Origin of the sequence: Schaalia sp. JY-X159 (genome assembly GCF_014525425.1) — a bacterium.
Classification (GTDB): domain Bacteria; phylum Actinomycetota; class Actinomycetes; order Actinomycetales; family Actinomycetaceae; genus Scrofimicrobium.
The window spans coordinates 141,437-157,235 of sequence record NZ_JACEXI010000002.1; the positions used below are offsets into that span (position 1 = coordinate 141,437).

The 15,799-nt window shown below is 59.0% G+C and carries 13 protein-coding genes, 1 tRNA gene and 1 pseudogene; 9 read left to right on the plus strand and 6 right to left on the minus strand.

The features are described 5' to 3' along the window. The first annotated feature begins 194 nt into the window (after positions 1 to 194). The 9 genes and pseudogenes from IDL90_RS03685 to IDL90_RS11825 all read left to right on the plus strand — a co-directional run. On the plus strand, positions 195 to 809 hold the full coding sequence (locus IDL90_RS03685) for a MarR family winged helix-turn-helix transcriptional regulator (protein WP_187994394.1): 615 nt from the start codon (positions 195 to 197) through the stop codon (positions 807 to 809). Then, positions 806 to 2,200, plus strand: coding sequence for a deoxyribodipyrimidine photo-lyase (locus IDL90_RS03690; protein WP_223175171.1), 1,395 nt, complete (start codon positions 806 to 808; stop codon positions 2,198 to 2,200). Before IDL90_RS03685 ends, IDL90_RS03690 begins: the two co-directional genes overlap by 4 nt. Positions 2,201 to 2,332: 132 nt before the next feature. Next, positions 2,333 to 4,183 (plus strand): long-chain fatty acid--CoA ligase, encoded by a 1,851-nt coding sequence (locus tag IDL90_RS03695; protein WP_187994396.1) that lies wholly within the window; start codon positions 2,333 to 2,335, stop codon positions 4,181 to 4,183. 32 nt (positions 4,184 to 4,215) lie between these two features. Beyond that, entirely contained in the window at positions 4,216 to 5,112 is an 897-nt protein-coding gene (locus IDL90_RS03700) for a DUF1295 domain-containing protein (RefSeq protein WP_187994397.1), read from the plus strand. Between the two features lie 529 nt (positions 5,113 to 5,641). Then, positions 5,642 to 6,118 carry a hypothetical protein gene (locus IDL90_RS03705; RefSeq protein WP_187994398.1) on the plus strand — a complete coding sequence of 159 codons (477 nt, stop codon included), beginning with the start codon at positions 5,642 to 5,644 and terminating at the stop codon, positions 6,116 to 6,118. Between the two features lie 72 nt (positions 6,119 to 6,190). Continuing rightward, positions 6,191 to 7,957: a TraM recognition domain-containing protein gene (locus IDL90_RS03710; protein ID WP_187994399.1), complete on the plus strand. Its 1,767-nt coding sequence runs from the start codon at positions 6,191 to 6,193 to the stop codon at positions 7,955 to 7,957. 85 nt (positions 7,958 to 8,042) lie between these two features. After that, entirely contained in the window at positions 8,043 to 8,537 is a 495-nt protein-coding gene (locus IDL90_RS03715) for a single-stranded DNA-binding protein (RefSeq protein ID WP_187994400.1), read from the plus strand. Positions 8,538 to 8,796: 259 nt separating this feature from the next. Beyond that, positions 8,797 to 9,222, plus strand: coding sequence for a hypothetical protein (locus tag IDL90_RS03720; protein WP_187994401.1), 426 nt, complete (start codon positions 8,797 to 8,799; stop codon positions 9,220 to 9,222). Between the two features lie 432 nt (positions 9,223 to 9,654). Further along, positions 9,655 to 10,743: pseudogene (locus IDL90_RS11825) on the plus strand (recombinase family protein); the annotation flags it as partial. 348 nt (positions 10,744 to 11,091) lie between these two features. Here IDL90_RS11825 and IDL90_RS03735 read toward each other — a convergent pair. The 6 genes from IDL90_RS03735 to IDL90_RS03760 all read right to left on the minus strand — a co-directional run bounded on the left by IDL90_RS03735 (position 11,092) and on the right by IDL90_RS03760 (position 15,759). Then, positions 11,092 to 11,244 (minus strand): hypothetical protein, encoded by a 153-nt coding sequence (locus IDL90_RS03735; protein ID WP_187994402.1) that lies wholly within the window; start codon positions 11,242 to 11,244, stop codon positions 11,092 to 11,094. Between the two features lie 72 nt (positions 11,245 to 11,316). After that, positions 11,317 to 11,389 (minus strand) — tRNA-Arg (locus IDL90_RS03740). Positions 11,390 to 11,490: 101 nt separating this feature from the next. Continuing rightward, positions 11,491 to 12,276 (minus strand): glycerophosphodiester phosphodiesterase, encoded by a 786-nt coding sequence (locus IDL90_RS03745; RefSeq protein ID WP_182141847.1) that lies wholly within the window; start codon positions 12,274 to 12,276, stop codon positions 11,491 to 11,493. Then, positions 12,276 to 12,986 carry a M23 family metallopeptidase gene (locus IDL90_RS03750; RefSeq protein ID WP_187994403.1) on the minus strand — a complete coding sequence of 237 codons (711 nt, stop codon included), beginning with the start codon at positions 12,984 to 12,986 and terminating at the stop codon, positions 12,276 to 12,278. Before IDL90_RS03750 ends, IDL90_RS03745 begins: the two co-directional genes overlap by 1 nt. Before the next feature lie 362 nt (positions 12,987 to 13,348). Beyond that, complete coding sequence (locus IDL90_RS03755) at positions 13,349 to 14,413, minus strand: hemolysin family protein (protein ID WP_182141845.1); 1,065 nt, start codon at positions 14,411 to 14,413, stop codon at positions 13,349 to 13,351. Beyond that, positions 14,410 to 15,759, minus strand: a complete 1,350-nt coding sequence (locus IDL90_RS03760) for a hemolysin family protein (protein WP_187994404.1) — start codon at positions 15,757 to 15,759, stop codon at positions 14,410 to 14,412. The genes IDL90_RS03755 and IDL90_RS03760 overlap by 4 nt, the downstream gene beginning before the upstream one ends. Positions 15,760 to 15,799 lie beyond the last annotated feature (40 nt).

The window sequence follows — 15,799 nt, forward strand, 5'->3', positions numbered from 1 at the left end:
ACTTCGGAGGTCGCTGACGTGCCGCAGCTCGAACTTGTTTCGCATTCTTGGCCTATGAAACTGAGTTCTTCATGGCTTTCCTTTCAACGGAGCAGCTTTGGGCGACAGTCGAGAAAATATTGATCAATATTGACTATATAGCCTATCTAGCAATACCCTTAGCATAATACCCACATTCCTCATAGAATGTAAGAATGGCAAACGACACGACCGGGCCCCCTCAAGGGACTGCCCAGACTTTGCGTCCAAAGGACGAAGAGCCTCCGTCTGTGGAGAGTTCGCTTTATGACGTCAACGCCAGTGACCCGCAGGGGCACCTCATCGACCGATCAGCCCTCAGTGTTGAAGATGTTGCACAGATCACCCGTCTCATGAACTCGATGGCAAACCTGAGGCGCTCGGAGGAAGAACTCTCGAAAGCGTCCCAGAAGTTCATGCAGCTCAGTGAGACAGAGATGCGGGCAATTCATTTTTTGATTGTGGCCGCGAACCAAGAACAGATCGTGACTCCGGGCGCGATCGCACGGCACCTCGGCATCACCAGCGCTTCAACCACAAAGTTGCTTGACCGCCTGGAGCGAGATGAGCACATTGTGCGTAGCCCGCACCCAACAGATCGGCGCGCATTATCGATCAGCGTCACAGAACAGACTCACGCTGTAGCCCGTGACACGGTGGGACGAACACACGCAAATAGGTTTATTGTGGCAGCGGCTCTAGAGCCAAGGGAGCGCGAAGCTATAACGAAGTTTCTCAACGATATCGCCGAGCGCATGAGGCAAGGTCACGACGGATGGAACGTCCCGTGAGTCCGGCTCTGAGTGATGTGAGCGTCGTCTGGTTTCGAGACGACCTGCGTATTGCTGATAACCCTGCACTCACTGCGGCGCTCAATCGAGGCTCTTCGGTGTTGGCGCTGTACGTTCTTGACGAAGAGTCTCCGGCGATCAGGCCACTGGGTGGGGCTTCACGATGGTGGCTGCACGAGAGCTTGCTCTCGCTGGAACAGTCCCTTGCAGAGCTCAACATTTCGCTAGTGCTACGAAAAGGAGCTGCGGGATCGGTGGTGCCCGATATCGTCAGAGATTTAGGGGCATCTTCGTTGTTCTGGAATCGACGCTACGGAGCTGGCGAGATCGCGGTCGACGCTGAGCTGAAGCAGAGGCTTCGGGGTGAAGGCGTGCATATTGAGAGCTTTCAGGCGTCGTTGCTCTTTGAGCCTTGGACAATCAGAACTGGCCAGGGCTCGCCCTACTCCGTATTTACGCCGTTCTGGCGCGCATGTCGCGTCAATGCCGAAGAATTACGGCTCCCACTGCCCACGCCGCCTCGCTGTAACCTTCCGGCACCTGCACTCGGCTCAGAAAATATCACCACGTGGGCGCTGCAACCTACGGGACCCGACTGGGCCGAAGGATTGCGGCAGGCCTGGACACCTGGCGAAGCGCACGCGCATGAGCGACTGCATGAGTTTCTTGAAGAGGATCTCGAAATATACTCCGTCGGCCGCGATGTGCCAGCAGAGCACGCAACGTCTGGCCTTTCGCCACACCTTCGTTGGGGTGAGCTGAGTGCCCACCAGGTGTGGCATGAGGTGCAGCAAATCCGAGCCCACTTGTCACCCGTAGCGTCTGAGGGTGCAACGAAGTTTCTCACCGAAATCGGCTGGCGCGAGTTTGCTTGGCACGTACTTTTTCACTTCCCGAACCTCTCTGAATCCAACTGGAGAGCCGAATTCAATGAGTTCCCCTGGCGCAGAGTGCATCCGGACGAGCTTGTGGCATGGCAGCGTGGCGCAACCGGATACCCACTGGTCGATGCGGGGATGCGGGAACTCTGGAACACCGGCACCATGCACAACCGGGTACGAATGGTCGCCGCTTCGTTCCTCACAAAAAACTTGCTCATAGATTGGCGCGTAGGTGAGCAATGGTTCTGGGACACGCTCGTTGATGCGGATCAAGCCAGTAACCCATTTAACTGGCAATGGGTGGCGGGCTCCGGCGTCGACGCAGCCCCGTACTTCCGGGTGTTCAACCCTGAATTGCAGGCGAAGAAGTTTGATCCTCAGGAATCCTACATTCGGCACCATATTCCCGAGTGGGGTTCCGGAAGGTACCCGCAGCCAATTGTTGCCCTCGACGAATCGCGAAGTGCCGCACTCGCGGCCTACCAAAGCGTAAAACGTCAGGGCTCATAGAACCTGAGTCAAAGTACTTATTGTTTGGATAATAGTTTCCTGGTTAGAATATGTGTTGGCTAGCAAAACCTGGATTTTGGAAAATCCGGAGATTGTGCTCGGCTGAGAATTTTCATTCCGACGGGAGCGCATATGCACCAGCAACACTCGACGCCGCTACTGGTTGATATCGACGGGTACCGCAATGTCACTGAACTGCTGAAGCGGCGTGCCGAAGATGCCCCGCAGCATGTTGCGTTTGAAATCCCAACAAAGTCCGGAGATCTTTCTGCGCCATGGCAGCCCATTTCAACACAGGAATTTCACTTCGAAGTTTCGCAGTTAGCAAAGGGCTTCATTGCTGCGGGCGTGAACGTAGGTGATGCCGTAGCCATCATGTCGGAAACGCGCTACGAGTGGGCAGTGGTCGATTTGGCTGCCTGGTTCGCCGGAGCCGTCGTGGTGCCAATTTACGACACGGCTTCACCCGCCCAAGTTGCCGCAATAATTCGCGACGCAGACGTGCAAATCGCTGTGGCAGGGAGCCATGACCAGATAGACGTTCTCCGCCAGGCGATTCGCGAAACCGGTGTGGATGCGCTCGGCGTCTGGGCAATGAGCGGTGGCACTACGGGCCTGAACGACCCAACGATCAAGGACCTTGCGGCACGTGCAACTGAGGTGTCTGATGGCGAACTCGAACAGCGTCGCTTGGCAGCCGGCCCCAACTCACCTGCAACCATCGTCTATACCTCCGGCACAACCGGAGACCCCAAAGGCGCGGTTCTGACCCATCGAAACTTCATCGGCCAGGCACTGAACATCGCTGCAGCGTACGGCGACGTGGTCCACCCCGGTGGAAACACGATTATCTTCCTGCCGCTCGCGCACGTACTTGCCCGTGGGTTGCAGCTCATCTGCATCGCGAGCGGTATGCGCATCGCCCACCTTGCAGACCCGGCGAAGGTGGTTGCAACGCTCAAGGTCCTCACACCGACCTTCCTGGTCGTCGTGCCACGAGTTCTCCAAAAAGTGCAGGAAGCCGCAGCGCAGAAAGCGGCGGATATAGGTTTTTCTGCTCTCTGGCGGGCTGCATGCTTGACTGCGATCGAGTGGGGAAAACAGCGCGAAGAGACTGACTCTGGAAGTGCTGAGTTGCCATCACTTGGGCTCCGTATCCGCCATGCAGTTTTTGATCGACTGTTCTTTCGTAAATTGCGTGCAGTGCTTGGTGGCCGGGTCGATTACATTCTCTCCGGCGGGGCCACACTCGACGCAGATCTGTCATTGTTCTTCCGCGGCATCGGAGTCCCAGTCATCGAAGGCTACGGGCTCACTGAGACGACGGCACCGCTAACGGGCAACTTGCCCGGCTCTATTCGTTCAGGAACTGTTGGCGTACCGCTCCCCGGGCTCTCCGTGCGGATCAGTGACGACGGAGAAGTGCTTGCGCGGGGAATCGGCGTCTTCGAAGGGTACCGCGACCCTGAACACAACATTGACGCCTTCGTCGATGGCTACTTTCGTACGGGGGATCTCGGAGCGCTTGATGCTGATGGGCGGCTCACCTTGAACGGCCGTCTCAAAGATGTGATCGTTACCGCGACTGGAAAGACTGTGGTTCCGACGGCTTGGGAGAATGCTGTCGCAGCACATCCGCTCATCTCTCACGCAGTAATGATCGGTGAAGGAAAGCCGTATCTCTCAGCGATTCTGCTGCTCGACCCGGAAGCGCTCATTGCGTGGGCGAGGACCGCAGGTGTCGAAAGCCAAATCTTGGACACCACGAGCTTTAGCGAAATTACAGACTCCCGTTTGCGGGAAGAACTACAGTGCGCCGTCGACACTGCCAACGCACTTGTGGCACGGAGCGAACAAGTGCGGCGCTTCGCACCTGTTGCTGCCAACCCGGGCGACAGCACACTCATCACGCCGACGATGAAGATCAAACGCCGCATCGTTCTCGAACGGGGCGCTCACGTCGTGGGCAACCTCTACCGATGACCACCGCGACCGATAGACAGAAAGGACCCACTATGTCACGCACAAATCGATCCGCCCTCATCACGATCATCGTCGTGCTCGCGATAGGTGCGCTCGTCGCCCTTACGGGTGCACAAGGTAGCGCAGAAATCGACGGAATTCCGCTCTTTACCCTCGCCGTTGTTGCCGCCTTCACTATTCAGATCATCGTGTACCTACCAGCGATGATTTTGAAAACCGAGAGATTCTTTGACCTCACAGGGGCCAGCACATTCACACTCATTTCTATTGTGCTGCTTATTTTCTCCCCTTCACCAGACACTCGCAGCTGGGTACTTGCAGCGATGGTAATTCTGTGGGCGGCACGCCTGGGCCCGTTCCTGTTCTTGCGAATCCGTAAGGCCGGTGCCGACAACCGATTTGATGACATCAAAGGCAGTCCGCTGGTCTTCCTGCGGGTCTGGATCCTGCAAGGCCTTTGGGTGAGTCTGACCGCATCAGCTGCATGGATTGCGATGAGCAGCGATGCCGCGTTGCGAGAGCCGCTCGGTTGGATCTCAATCGCAGGAATCGTGCTGTGGGTGATTGGAATGACGTTCGAACTGACCGCTGACCTACAGAAGTCTGCTTTCAAGGCCGACCCCAAAAATGCGGGTACCTTCATTCGCACCGGTCTCTGGTCACGCTCTCGCCACCCGAACTATTTTGGTGAGATTGTCCTCTGGGTAGGAGTGTTCTTGGTGGCAGCTCCGGTGCTTCACGGTTGGCAGTGGATTGCTCTACTATCGCCGGTTTTTGTCACCTTGTTACTTACTCGAGTCAGCGGAATTCCTATGCTCGAGGCAAGCGCTGACAAGCGTTGGGGTGGCCAGGAAGATTACGAGGCATACAAAAAACACACCCCCGTGCTAATTCCGCGTCTGACGGCTAGCCCACACGGCAAAATGTAGTCGATCGCGTAGCGGCACCCAGAGAACGTTGTTTTCGGGTGGGAGGACCATCTCTCTTCGGGGGAGGCGATTTCGTGCTGTATCCGGAATCGGGTGCGATGACTCGGTTCGCGATCGAGGAGCTATACACGGGTACCGATTGATCGATGAGCGATTGGCAACTTCTTGGACGTGGGACTCGCAATCACGCGTCCGGCAGCCAGATGGTGACTATCCCTGGGTGTCTCTCGCACACGGAGAAGTCGCTCCGATGACTACCAACGACTCTTAGATCTCACAGTGGAATGGGAGAAGACAACTCACGATCTTGCGGAACGGGAACAGGCTCTCGCTGCTGACCCCATCACCACGGCGGGAATGGAGCGGCATGGTGGGCAGCGCACCTTGCTGACATGACCCCAAGAAATCACCCTCCAATGTCTTCCATCGTTCTCGTTCGTGCGGACGTGATCGTTTGAGTCTGCGTCGTACCCGCCGAACCCCACCGAAACCGCCTGCCTCACCGTCTGACCAGCATGCAGAAACGGTCGTGGTGCCGCCGGTGCTTCCGCAGATCCTTCTCGAGGCCATCAACTCCGACACACTCATCGCCACGGTCAACGGAGATAAGCTCTCAGCCACCCCGATCCGGCGCAGCGAGATCACGCAGACTCTCACCGAGCTCGTCGCTCGGCTCGGGTCACCGACGCGGGTGGAGGTGCGGGAGCTCGATGGCAGCGTCCACGCCGATATCCTCACCGCGCCTGCACCGCAGCCTCGGTCCCCATTTGCCCCGCCACACGATACGCCCACCGCGGTCGCTCTACCGAGCCTGTTGGAGTTCGCAGCAGATGGATTCGTGCCCGGTGAGGATGTCGCCCTCGCCCTGGTTCTCCGGCACTCGTCGGCAGGATCAACAGGTACCGCACGGGCGCTTCTAGACCGTGGCGAGAAACCAGTCGTGACAGGCGAGGTAATTCTGTTAGGCCGGATCTCTGGCACCACATCCGTGCAACGCATCGACTGACCCGGCGCTGCATCCCGCACCTGTTCTCCTGACCCCGCACACACCGTTGCGGGGTCAGGAAGGTGGCCCATCATGTCTGGCCCTGTGCAGGCGAAACCCGCCAACGATCTCTTCATCAACCTTGCCCTCGGCACCCTCATTGCCGCTGCCGGCTTCACCGGACTCCTACGAGTCGCAGGCAGCGTGGCAGCGTTCCTCAGCGGCCTGCCGGAACCCACCGAAGGGTTTACCTCCGGCGTCAGCGTTCTTGCCACCCCCACTGATCCAGGGAAGGCACTCGGCGCTGACGGCCTCAACCCGATCCTCTACTGGGTCATCGTCACCGTGTTCTTCGGGATCCTCGGAACGGCGGGCTTCTTCGTGTGGCGTGCAATCCACCAGGCCCACTCAAAAACTGACCCGCACCGGTTGGCCGGCACCGCAACGGCAGCCGAGGTCGCCCGAGTTGCCTCAGCAAAGGCCCTGGTGAAGAAGGCCGCGACTCTGCGGCCGTCATTGACCGGGAAGGCGGCCCCTGCTGATGTCGGATATCTCCTCGGTACCGGCAAAGGCGGGCAAGTATGGGCCACGGTCGAAGACAGCATTCTGCTGATCGGGCCACCGCGTTCCGGAAAAGGCTTGCATGTGGTCATCAACGCGATTCTCGACGCACCCGGTGCCGTCATCACGACCTCCACCCGCCCTGACAACCTCACCGCAACGTTGAAAGCGCGGGCGCGGAAGGGAAAGGTCGCCGTGTTCGACCCGCAACAACTCGCCCCGGGACTGCCCGCGGGGATGCGCTGGTCGCCGGTGCGGGGGTGTCAGGATCCGTTGACGGCGATGATCCGTGCGAAAGGCCTCGCTACGGCCACCGGATTCGGTGGCGTCCAAGACGCCGGATTCTGGGAAAGGAAAACCACTGCCGCAATCCAGGGACTCCTGCACGCGGCGGCACTGGATGGGCGAGACGCGAAAACGCTCTACCAATGGGCTTTGAACCCGACCCTCGCCGCTGATGCCGTCCGAATCCTTTCCTCCCATTCAGGGGCGGCGGAAGGATGGGCGGACTCATTGGATGCGATGGTGCAGGCCGACCCTCGTACCAGGGACTCGATCTGGCAAGGCGTCTCGCTCGCGTTCTCTGCCCTGGCCGACCCCCGCGTGCTCGATGCGGTGAACCCGGCACCGGGCGAAGAGTTCGACCCGGAAGCGTTTCTGCTGGGCAACGGAACCTTGTACCTGCTGACGACCGGGGCAGGCGCTGGAGCGTCATCGGCACTGGTGGCGGCGTTCATCGAAGACCTCGTCGAAACGGCGAGGAAGATCGCCGCACGCTCACCCGGAGCCCGCATGGACCCACCACTCCTGCTCGCGCTCGACGAGATCGGCAACCTGGCACCGTTGCCCAGTCTGCCAACGTTGATGGCGGAAGGAGGTGGCACAGGGATCACTCCGCTGCCGGTGTTGCAATCGCTCGCGCAAGCACGGGAAAAGTGGGGCGAGAACCAAGCGAACGCCATCTGGGACGCCTCCATCGTGAAGATCATCCTCCGCGGAGCGTCCAACAGCCGCGACTTGCAGGACCTCGCCACCCTGATTGGTGACCGTGATGAAACTACCGACTCCGTCACGACCGATGCATACGGGGCGCACTCCAGTCAGCGATCGATCCGCCGGGTGCCGATCCTGCCACCTGATGTGCTGCGCACGCTGCCATTCGGGACTGGGGTGGTGATGCTCCGCACCGCACGCCCCATCATCACGAATCTACGGCCCTGGCCAAAACGTGGCGACGCGAAGATTTTGCACACGGACCGGGCCGAGATTGAGCAGGCACTCCAAGGCGGTGCCAGTTAACCCGAGTGGGGTTCGTACCTCTCTGGTGACCCCGACAAGAGTGCCGGGGTGAACACGAGCACGACACCTCTGGAGGTATCCGGCCATGGCCATTCAGACGAAAGATTCCCTGTCAGGATTTATCGCGTCCGACCCGCAGCTGACGTTCACCGGAAATGGGGAGGCCCGCTTTTATGCCCGCATTGGGCAACCGCACGCGCGGCGCGAGGAGGATGGCAGCTTCACGAAGCTGGATCCGACGTTCGCCGACCTGGTGATGTTCCGTAAGTCTGCCGAGCTCGCGCACGCGCAGTTCCAGAAGGGCGACAACTTCATTGCCGAAGGCGACGTCCAGACGTACCCGCAAACGGTCGACGGTGTCGAGGTGGAGCGCGAACAGTTTGTCGCTTCTCGAATTGGCCACGACAACAACACCACCCGCTACGAGGTACATCGTGCACCAGAACGCGGACCCGTCGAGCGTGAGAGCGTGAGCCGCGACCAGGTCGTCGATGCTCTTGCAGCCCGGCAAGAAGCGCTGGACCCCGAACCAGATGCCACGACAGTGGCAGCCACGTCGCGTGCGACACTCGCTCGGTAATCCTGGAAACCATCGTGAACAACACCCAAAACCCCGCCCCTGACGTTCCCGATGCAGACCAGCCACCGTCGGTTGATACCGATGGTGATGGCCTTGATTTGTCGGGGTTGCCTGAGCAGGTGGCGGCGAAGGCGAAGCGGTTCGCGCAACAGGCATACACCCAAGACCTCGCCGCGCAACTCGGGCAGATCCCCAGACCGATCAACTGGCGCACCCTGCCCCCGGATGATCTCGAACACGAGCTGCTGGAGCTGAACTCGTGGGTCAACTGGCTCGCCACGAGTACGGGCTGCCCACACAGGTCATCCCACCGATGTGGCATCGCCACCCGGAACTCCTGTGGGAACTTTCCGCACTCCGACAGCACTGGCTCGGCTGCTACGACCCGCAGGCCAAACCCAACCAGGCTCTCGCTTGGCATCATGACTTCGCCGTCTCGCGTGAGCGCCTCCGCGACTGGGTGACAACCTCCGGAACCCGCCTCGACCGAGACCGACCCACCCGGGTCACTCCGTGGCCCGGCGGTGAGTCCGAGAACTGGGTCGAACCCGACGCCAGCGAACGGCCGGTCACGGAACGCACCAAAGACTTTGTCGACTTCGTCGCCGAGCAAGTCGCGGCCCGTACCGCAGAGCAAGACGCGGTCATCCGACAAGTCATAGACGCCGAGCAGGAGCGCCACTGATGGCGGGCCGGACGACGCGATACCGACGCACCTCTGGATACGTGCCCTACGGCGATCGGCGCTTCTTCGTCGAAGCGGATCATCGCCCCGACCCTGACCTCGGGGTGCTCACCGAATTGTTCATCCGGCTCGCTCTCGAGCGGGTCGCCGATGCTCGCGAACTGCGCGATCGTAAAGCGAACCCGTCTACTCTGAAATCCCGATCACACCCCTAACCCAGCGGTGCTGCAAGGTACCATGGGACACGCAGAACGCCCTCCCATACACGGGTCGGGCGCGCACCCACCACACGCGGACTCAGCCTGACAATCAGGACCGGGAATGCAGACGCTAACCCTTGACGGTTGGCACCAAACACACTCGACGCGCACCTAGACCCGGCAGGGCACCTGCCGCTTCGTGTTTGCCCCGTCGAGTGAAAGCGGTGCAGCCATGACTCTCCTCGAAGCCCCACCCCTAGGCCGAATCACCGTGGTGACCGGCGAAGCACTCGCCGTGTCCTATCTTCGGGTATCCACAAAGGAGCGAGCAGAAAAAGGAGGGAAGGAAGAAGGGTTCTACATCCCCGCGCAACGTGAAGCGAACCAACACAAGGCTGCACAGCTGGGCGCGGTCGTCATTGAGGAGTTCGTGGATGCGGGCGAGTCTGCAAAGAAGGCAGACCGTCCTGCTCTGCAGCGCATGATCCGCTACGTCAAAGAACACAAAGTCGCCTACTGCATCGTCCACAAAGTCGACCGGCTCGCCCGAAACCGCGCCGACGATGTCGCGATCCACTTCGCCCTCCAAGAAGCGGGCGTCATGCTTGTCTCCGCGACGGAGAACATCGACGAGACCCCCTCCGGGATGCTACTGCACGGAATCATGTCAACTATCGCGGAGTTCTACTCCCGCAACCTCGCCACCGAGGTCGTCAAAGGCATGACTCAGAAAGCCATGGGAGGTGGCACCCCGTCCAAAGCGCCGGTCGGCTACCTCAACACCCTGGAACGTGACGAACTCGGCCGGGAGCTCCGCTCCATTGCACTCGACACTGAACGGGCACCACTCGTGAAGTGGGCGTTCGAAGCCTACGCATCGGGAAATTTCTCTCTGGCTGACCTCCGCACCGAACTGGTGAAGCGAGGTCTCACGACTGCGCCGACTCCGAGACGTCCATCTCGGTCGATCGCATTGTCTTCCGTGCACCGCATGCTGCAGAACCCGTACTACAAGGGTGATGTCGTCTACCGGGGTGTGCGCTACGACGGAGCACACGAACCCCTCGTCGCTCCCGAAGTCTGGTACCAAGTGCAGTCCATTCTCAAAGCGCACAACTCCTCCGGAGACCGCACCCAGAAACACGACCACTACCTCAAGGGCACCGTGCACTGCCGGGAATGCGGATCGCGCCTCATGATCAGCAAAGCAAAAGCACGCAACGGCACCATCTACCCTTACTTCGTGTGCCTCGGCCGGCATCAGAAAAGGAACGACTGCACCCAAGCTGCGATCCTGGTCGGAGACGTCGAAGACATGATCGTCGACTACTACCAACGCGTCCAACTCAGCCCCGCAACCCGAGATGCGCTACGCGGCATGCTGCACCACGAACTCGACCGGCTCACCTCGGCAGCTTCTACTGAAGCGGCCGACCTAACCAAACGTCGTACTCAGATCATTGACGAACAAGACCGGCTCCTCGAAGCACGGCTGAAGGACACGCTGTCACTTGAGCAGTTTTCGAAGTTTCAGGACACACTCCGAGCTGAACTCGATTCCGTCAACGAACAACTCACCGAACATCACAACGACTATGCCGAAGCACGCAATCACATCGATGACTGTCTGAACCTGGCTAGCGACATCGGTCGTGTCTATGCAACGTGCTCAGACCAGAACCGTCGCCTTGCGAATCAAGCGTTCTTTACCAAGATTCGTATCGGAGAACATCGCGATCTCGACGTGACACCAGCGAAGCCCTTCAACGTCATTCTCGACCCGGAAGTTCAGCGTGAAGCGGGCCTGTGGGATGAACCTCAAACCATCGCGGACGACGAAAACAAAACTGCGACACGGTATACCGTGTCGCAGTTTCGAACTTCGTCTATTAAGTGCCCCGAACAGGATTCGAACCTGCGACCTTCCGCTCCGGAGGCGGACGCTCTATCCACTGAGCTATCGGGGCATGCATTGGGTTGCCCAACGCCGCTTTACTTTACCAGTTTTCCAACCACGCAAAATCACGTGGCAGATATAAGGGATTCTGATACGACTGACACTTACCGATCAGTCTTTGCTGGGAGGCCACTGTCCACGTTCAATGAGGACCTCTTTGAGTAGTGAGGGCTTGTCCGTGACGATTCCGTCTACACCCCAGTCAAGCAGACGCTCCATCTGGGTCCGGTCGTTCACGGTCCACACATGAACCGCCAAGCCAGCTGTATGCGCTGTGGCAATGAACCTTGGTGAGACTACGCGCACACCCTTGTTCTTCTCCGGAACCTGGGCGGCTCTTACGCCATGGCGCGGTCCAGGAACGTGCCAGCTCTCCGCATTCGACACAGTTTCGGAAGCAAGGAGCAACCGCACAATTGTTGTCACGCCAAGTGAGGTCGACAGCTCCGCGCCACCAAGTTCGCGAACTTTCTCAAGGCGCTTCTCTGAAAACGAGGCCACCATGACACGACCGCCTGCCCCCGACTCTTCAAGAACATCTAGAAGTGGCTCAACGACCTCATCCGACTTCGCATCGATGTTGAAATACAGGTCTGGGAACATCGCCAAGACATCAAGCAACCGGTGCGGTGGCTCTCCGGCCTCGTTGTGAAACTCTTGGAGTTCCTCGAAAGTGTAGTCCGAGAACTTACCTGACGCTCCGTAGCATCGGTCCAGGGTTTCATCGTGAGAGATGACCACGACACCATCTGCGGTGCACTGGACGTCAGTCTCGATATGCTTGACGCCGATCTCACGCGCATGCTCGAACGCAGCAATGCTGTTCTCAACAGCCTCTTCCCCACCTCCGCGATGAGCGAAGATCAGGGGGTACGGCGCCGCCACAACGGGAATCACTAGCAGCCTTCACCAAGGAAGACCGCACCATAGGACTCTAGCCACTGTGAGGGAGGTAGGGATGATCCTGAAGAATCGCGCACCTCGAAATGAAGGTGGGCTCCAGTTGAAGAACCAGTGGAACCAACCGCACCTATTTGTTCACCCGCTGTGACAGTCTGGCCAACCGCCACGGTGATACCACCGTCATTCTGGTGCAGATATAGGGAATCGTAAACCGAACCGTCTTCCATATGGTGTTCGATTTCTACATAGTTCCCACGGCTAGAGTCATAAGAAACCGTCTTGACGACACCATCAGCAACCGCATAGATCGGTGTCCCCGATTCAGCCGCGTAATCGTCGCCCTCGTGTAGCTTCAGGTATCCAAAAATGGGATGAATTCGGTACCCGTAATACGAAGTACCAGAGAAGGTGCCTTCACGCAGCGGCATGTAGACCATCTGCTGCGTGGTCATTTGACGTGAACCGTTGGCTGCGACATCCACCTCAGCGGCACACGGCTTTACCTCAACCGGGACGCGGATTCGTGCCCGGGAAGCGGCTGCAGGATCACGGCGCAAGTCCGTGGAAGTATCTTGAACGCTGGACTTGACGTCTGCCCATGACTGTTCGACACCGAACTTTCCCGTCACTTTGTCAGAATCGGGGGCGGTGGTCGCGGGCATCGCGGCAGTCGCTACGGGAACCGCAAGAATTGCTGCAAGCATTCCAGTTGTGGCGGTAGCGCCACTCCAGCGGAGCGCTACACGACCCCGCGATGCAGGCGTACGACTTGAACGCTGACCTCGCGAGTGCGCGCTCAACATGGATTCCTCAGCCAATCGGTCATGCACCGAACTGCGCTTGGGCAATGGGCACGCAACCTGATCGCCGTAAGACATCCGCTCTCCAACTACTGAAACAATAAGTCGGCGGCCTCGAAAGACCGCGATCTAGAGTCTACGGCTTGGCAAGAGTTCGATCAGTAGTGTTCATCACTAACGTGCAAAATTTGGGTGGAAGATATGTCACCCCAAACACCCTTCCGGACCAAGGTCACCGTTTGGTAACGAGAATGCGGTCAGCTGCCTCACTGTAGCTGGGGTCCACGCTGCAGCGAATCCCGCACTTGTCCCACCAGCTCTTCCCACAGGTCTTCCATGAACAGGGCTCCGACCAGCACACCCTCAGCCTCACTCACAACGCCCACAACGTGGCTCGAGGTTGTCTGCATCTGCCGCAGCGCGTCCTCGGCGCCCAGGTTTGAGGGGATGTACTCAAGGGAGCGGACTCTCCACGGAGGCAGCGGCTCACCACGTTCTTCCGGGGTCTGCGCATAGAGCACGTCTTTGAGGTGCACATAGCCGACAATCTGCCGGTCATCACCCCGGCCCTCGGTCACGGGGAAGCGCGAAAACCCTGTCTTCGCCACCATGGACTCCACGCTATCCGGATTGGCAGGCAGCGCGATGGTTGCAAGCTCGTCAAGCGGAATCATCAGGGCGTCCACAGTTGTCTCGGCAAACTCCAAGGTCCCGGCAAGCAACCCCAACTCATCACTGAGCTTGCCTTCCTCCCGCGACACTTCAACAATGTTCGCCACCTCTTGGACCGTGAATGTCGCCGCTATCTCAGACCTCGGCTCAAACCCAAAATGACGGATAAACCAGTTGGCTGTGTTGTCCATCAGGACCACGACGGGGCGCAACACGCGCCCAATTGCAACCAGTGATGGAGCAAGAGCTAGAAGAGTTACGGTGGACTTCGCGATCGAGAGGTTCTTCGGAACCATTTCACCGAAAACAACGTGGAGGAAGAGGACGATAAGCAACGCGACTACGAAAGCAATTCCGTGTGCAACATCCATGCCCAACCCAAAGGCGGACAGCGGGCGATAGATAAGGTGTGCAATGGCGGGCTCTGCAATCGCACCCAGAGATGTCGACATGACGGTGATGCCCAGCTGGCTTATCGCCAGCATGAGAGAGACGTGTTCGAGGGCGTACATCGCTTGCTTGGCACCGCGAACCCCGTCATTTGCCAACGGTTCCAGCTGGGAGCGACGCGAGGAAGTCACCGCAAACTCTGCTGCTACAAAGTAAGCGTTGACCAGGAGGAAGACAACTGTCAGGGACAGTCCGAGGACGGGACTCATTCGACGTCCCCCTCTTCCGCTTCTGTGCGGTTCGGATCCAACACCGGCGTGACATGAAGGCGTGTCACACGCCTCCCCTGCATGGCAACCACCTCCACGCTGACACCACCAACCGTGACCACATCACCGATCTCGGGAATCTCACCTAGCTCATTCATCACGAAGCCGGCCAGGGTCTCATAGGGCCCGTCCTCATCGACATATATGCCCGTCTGGGACGCGAGCTCATCGGGTCGCAACGTACCTGGCACCATGTATCCGCCGCGCGTCGTCGCCTTAATTCCTCGACGGCGTCGATCATGCTCATCGCTGACTTCGCCAACCACCTCTTCAACAACGTCTTCCAGTGTGACGATGCCCGAGGAAGACCCGTACTCATCCACAACAACAGCCATCTGTACACCGTCACGCAACTCAACCAGAAGTGGCAAGATTCCTACCGATTCGGGCACCTGGTCTGCCGCAATAGACACCGACCGGGACGACACCGACACATCGCCGCGTCGATCATGCGGGATAGCGATTGCGCGCCGCAACAACGCAATGGAAATGAAGTCTTCCCCGTCCTTGTCCATGACTGGGAAGCGGGAATGACCTGTTTCCCTGGCGAGGTTGACAAGGTCGGCCGCCGTTGCGTCCTCGGGCAGCGACTTGACCCGGCCACGATCAGTCATGACGTCGATGGCCGTGAGGGACTCCATCGAGACGGATCTTGTAAATAGCTCTGCCGTGTCCTCATCAAGAGTTCCCTCATCAGCGGAGTGTCGCACAAGGGCGGCCAGCTCAGAGGCAGAACGCGCACTCGAGAGCTCCTCCACCGGTTCGACACCGAACCGGCGAAGTATCGCGTTGGCGGTTCCATTGAGCAGGCGAATGAGGGGGGCGAACAGCCAGGTAAACACCAACTGGGCCGGGGCTGTCAGACGCGCGGTGCGCAATGGTTCCGCAAGCGCCATGTTCTTCGGGACGAGTTCGCCGAACAGCATTGAAAACACGTTGACGATAATCACGGAGGCCAACGCACCTAACGTGGCTGCCAGCGCAATAGAGACACCCAGGCCAGTCAGAGAAGAGCTGAACATTCGCACCAGCGCTACCTGGGTCGTGTAGCCAAGCAGGATGGTTGTGAGAGTGATACCGACCTGCGCCCCAGACAACTGGGTTGATAGAGATTTGAGGGCTCGTAGCACCCTGTTGAGCCGCTTGTCCCCGCCGGTTACTTTGCGTTCTACAGACGCGGGGTCCAGGGCGACCAGTGAGAACTCTGCAGCCACAAAAATTGCTGTGCCCAGAGTGAGGAGGATTCCGAGGAGGACGTAGAGGAGGTCAACGAGTGCCGAGGGCATAATAATAACACTATATAAGGCACCGGCCTCGGTGCGAATA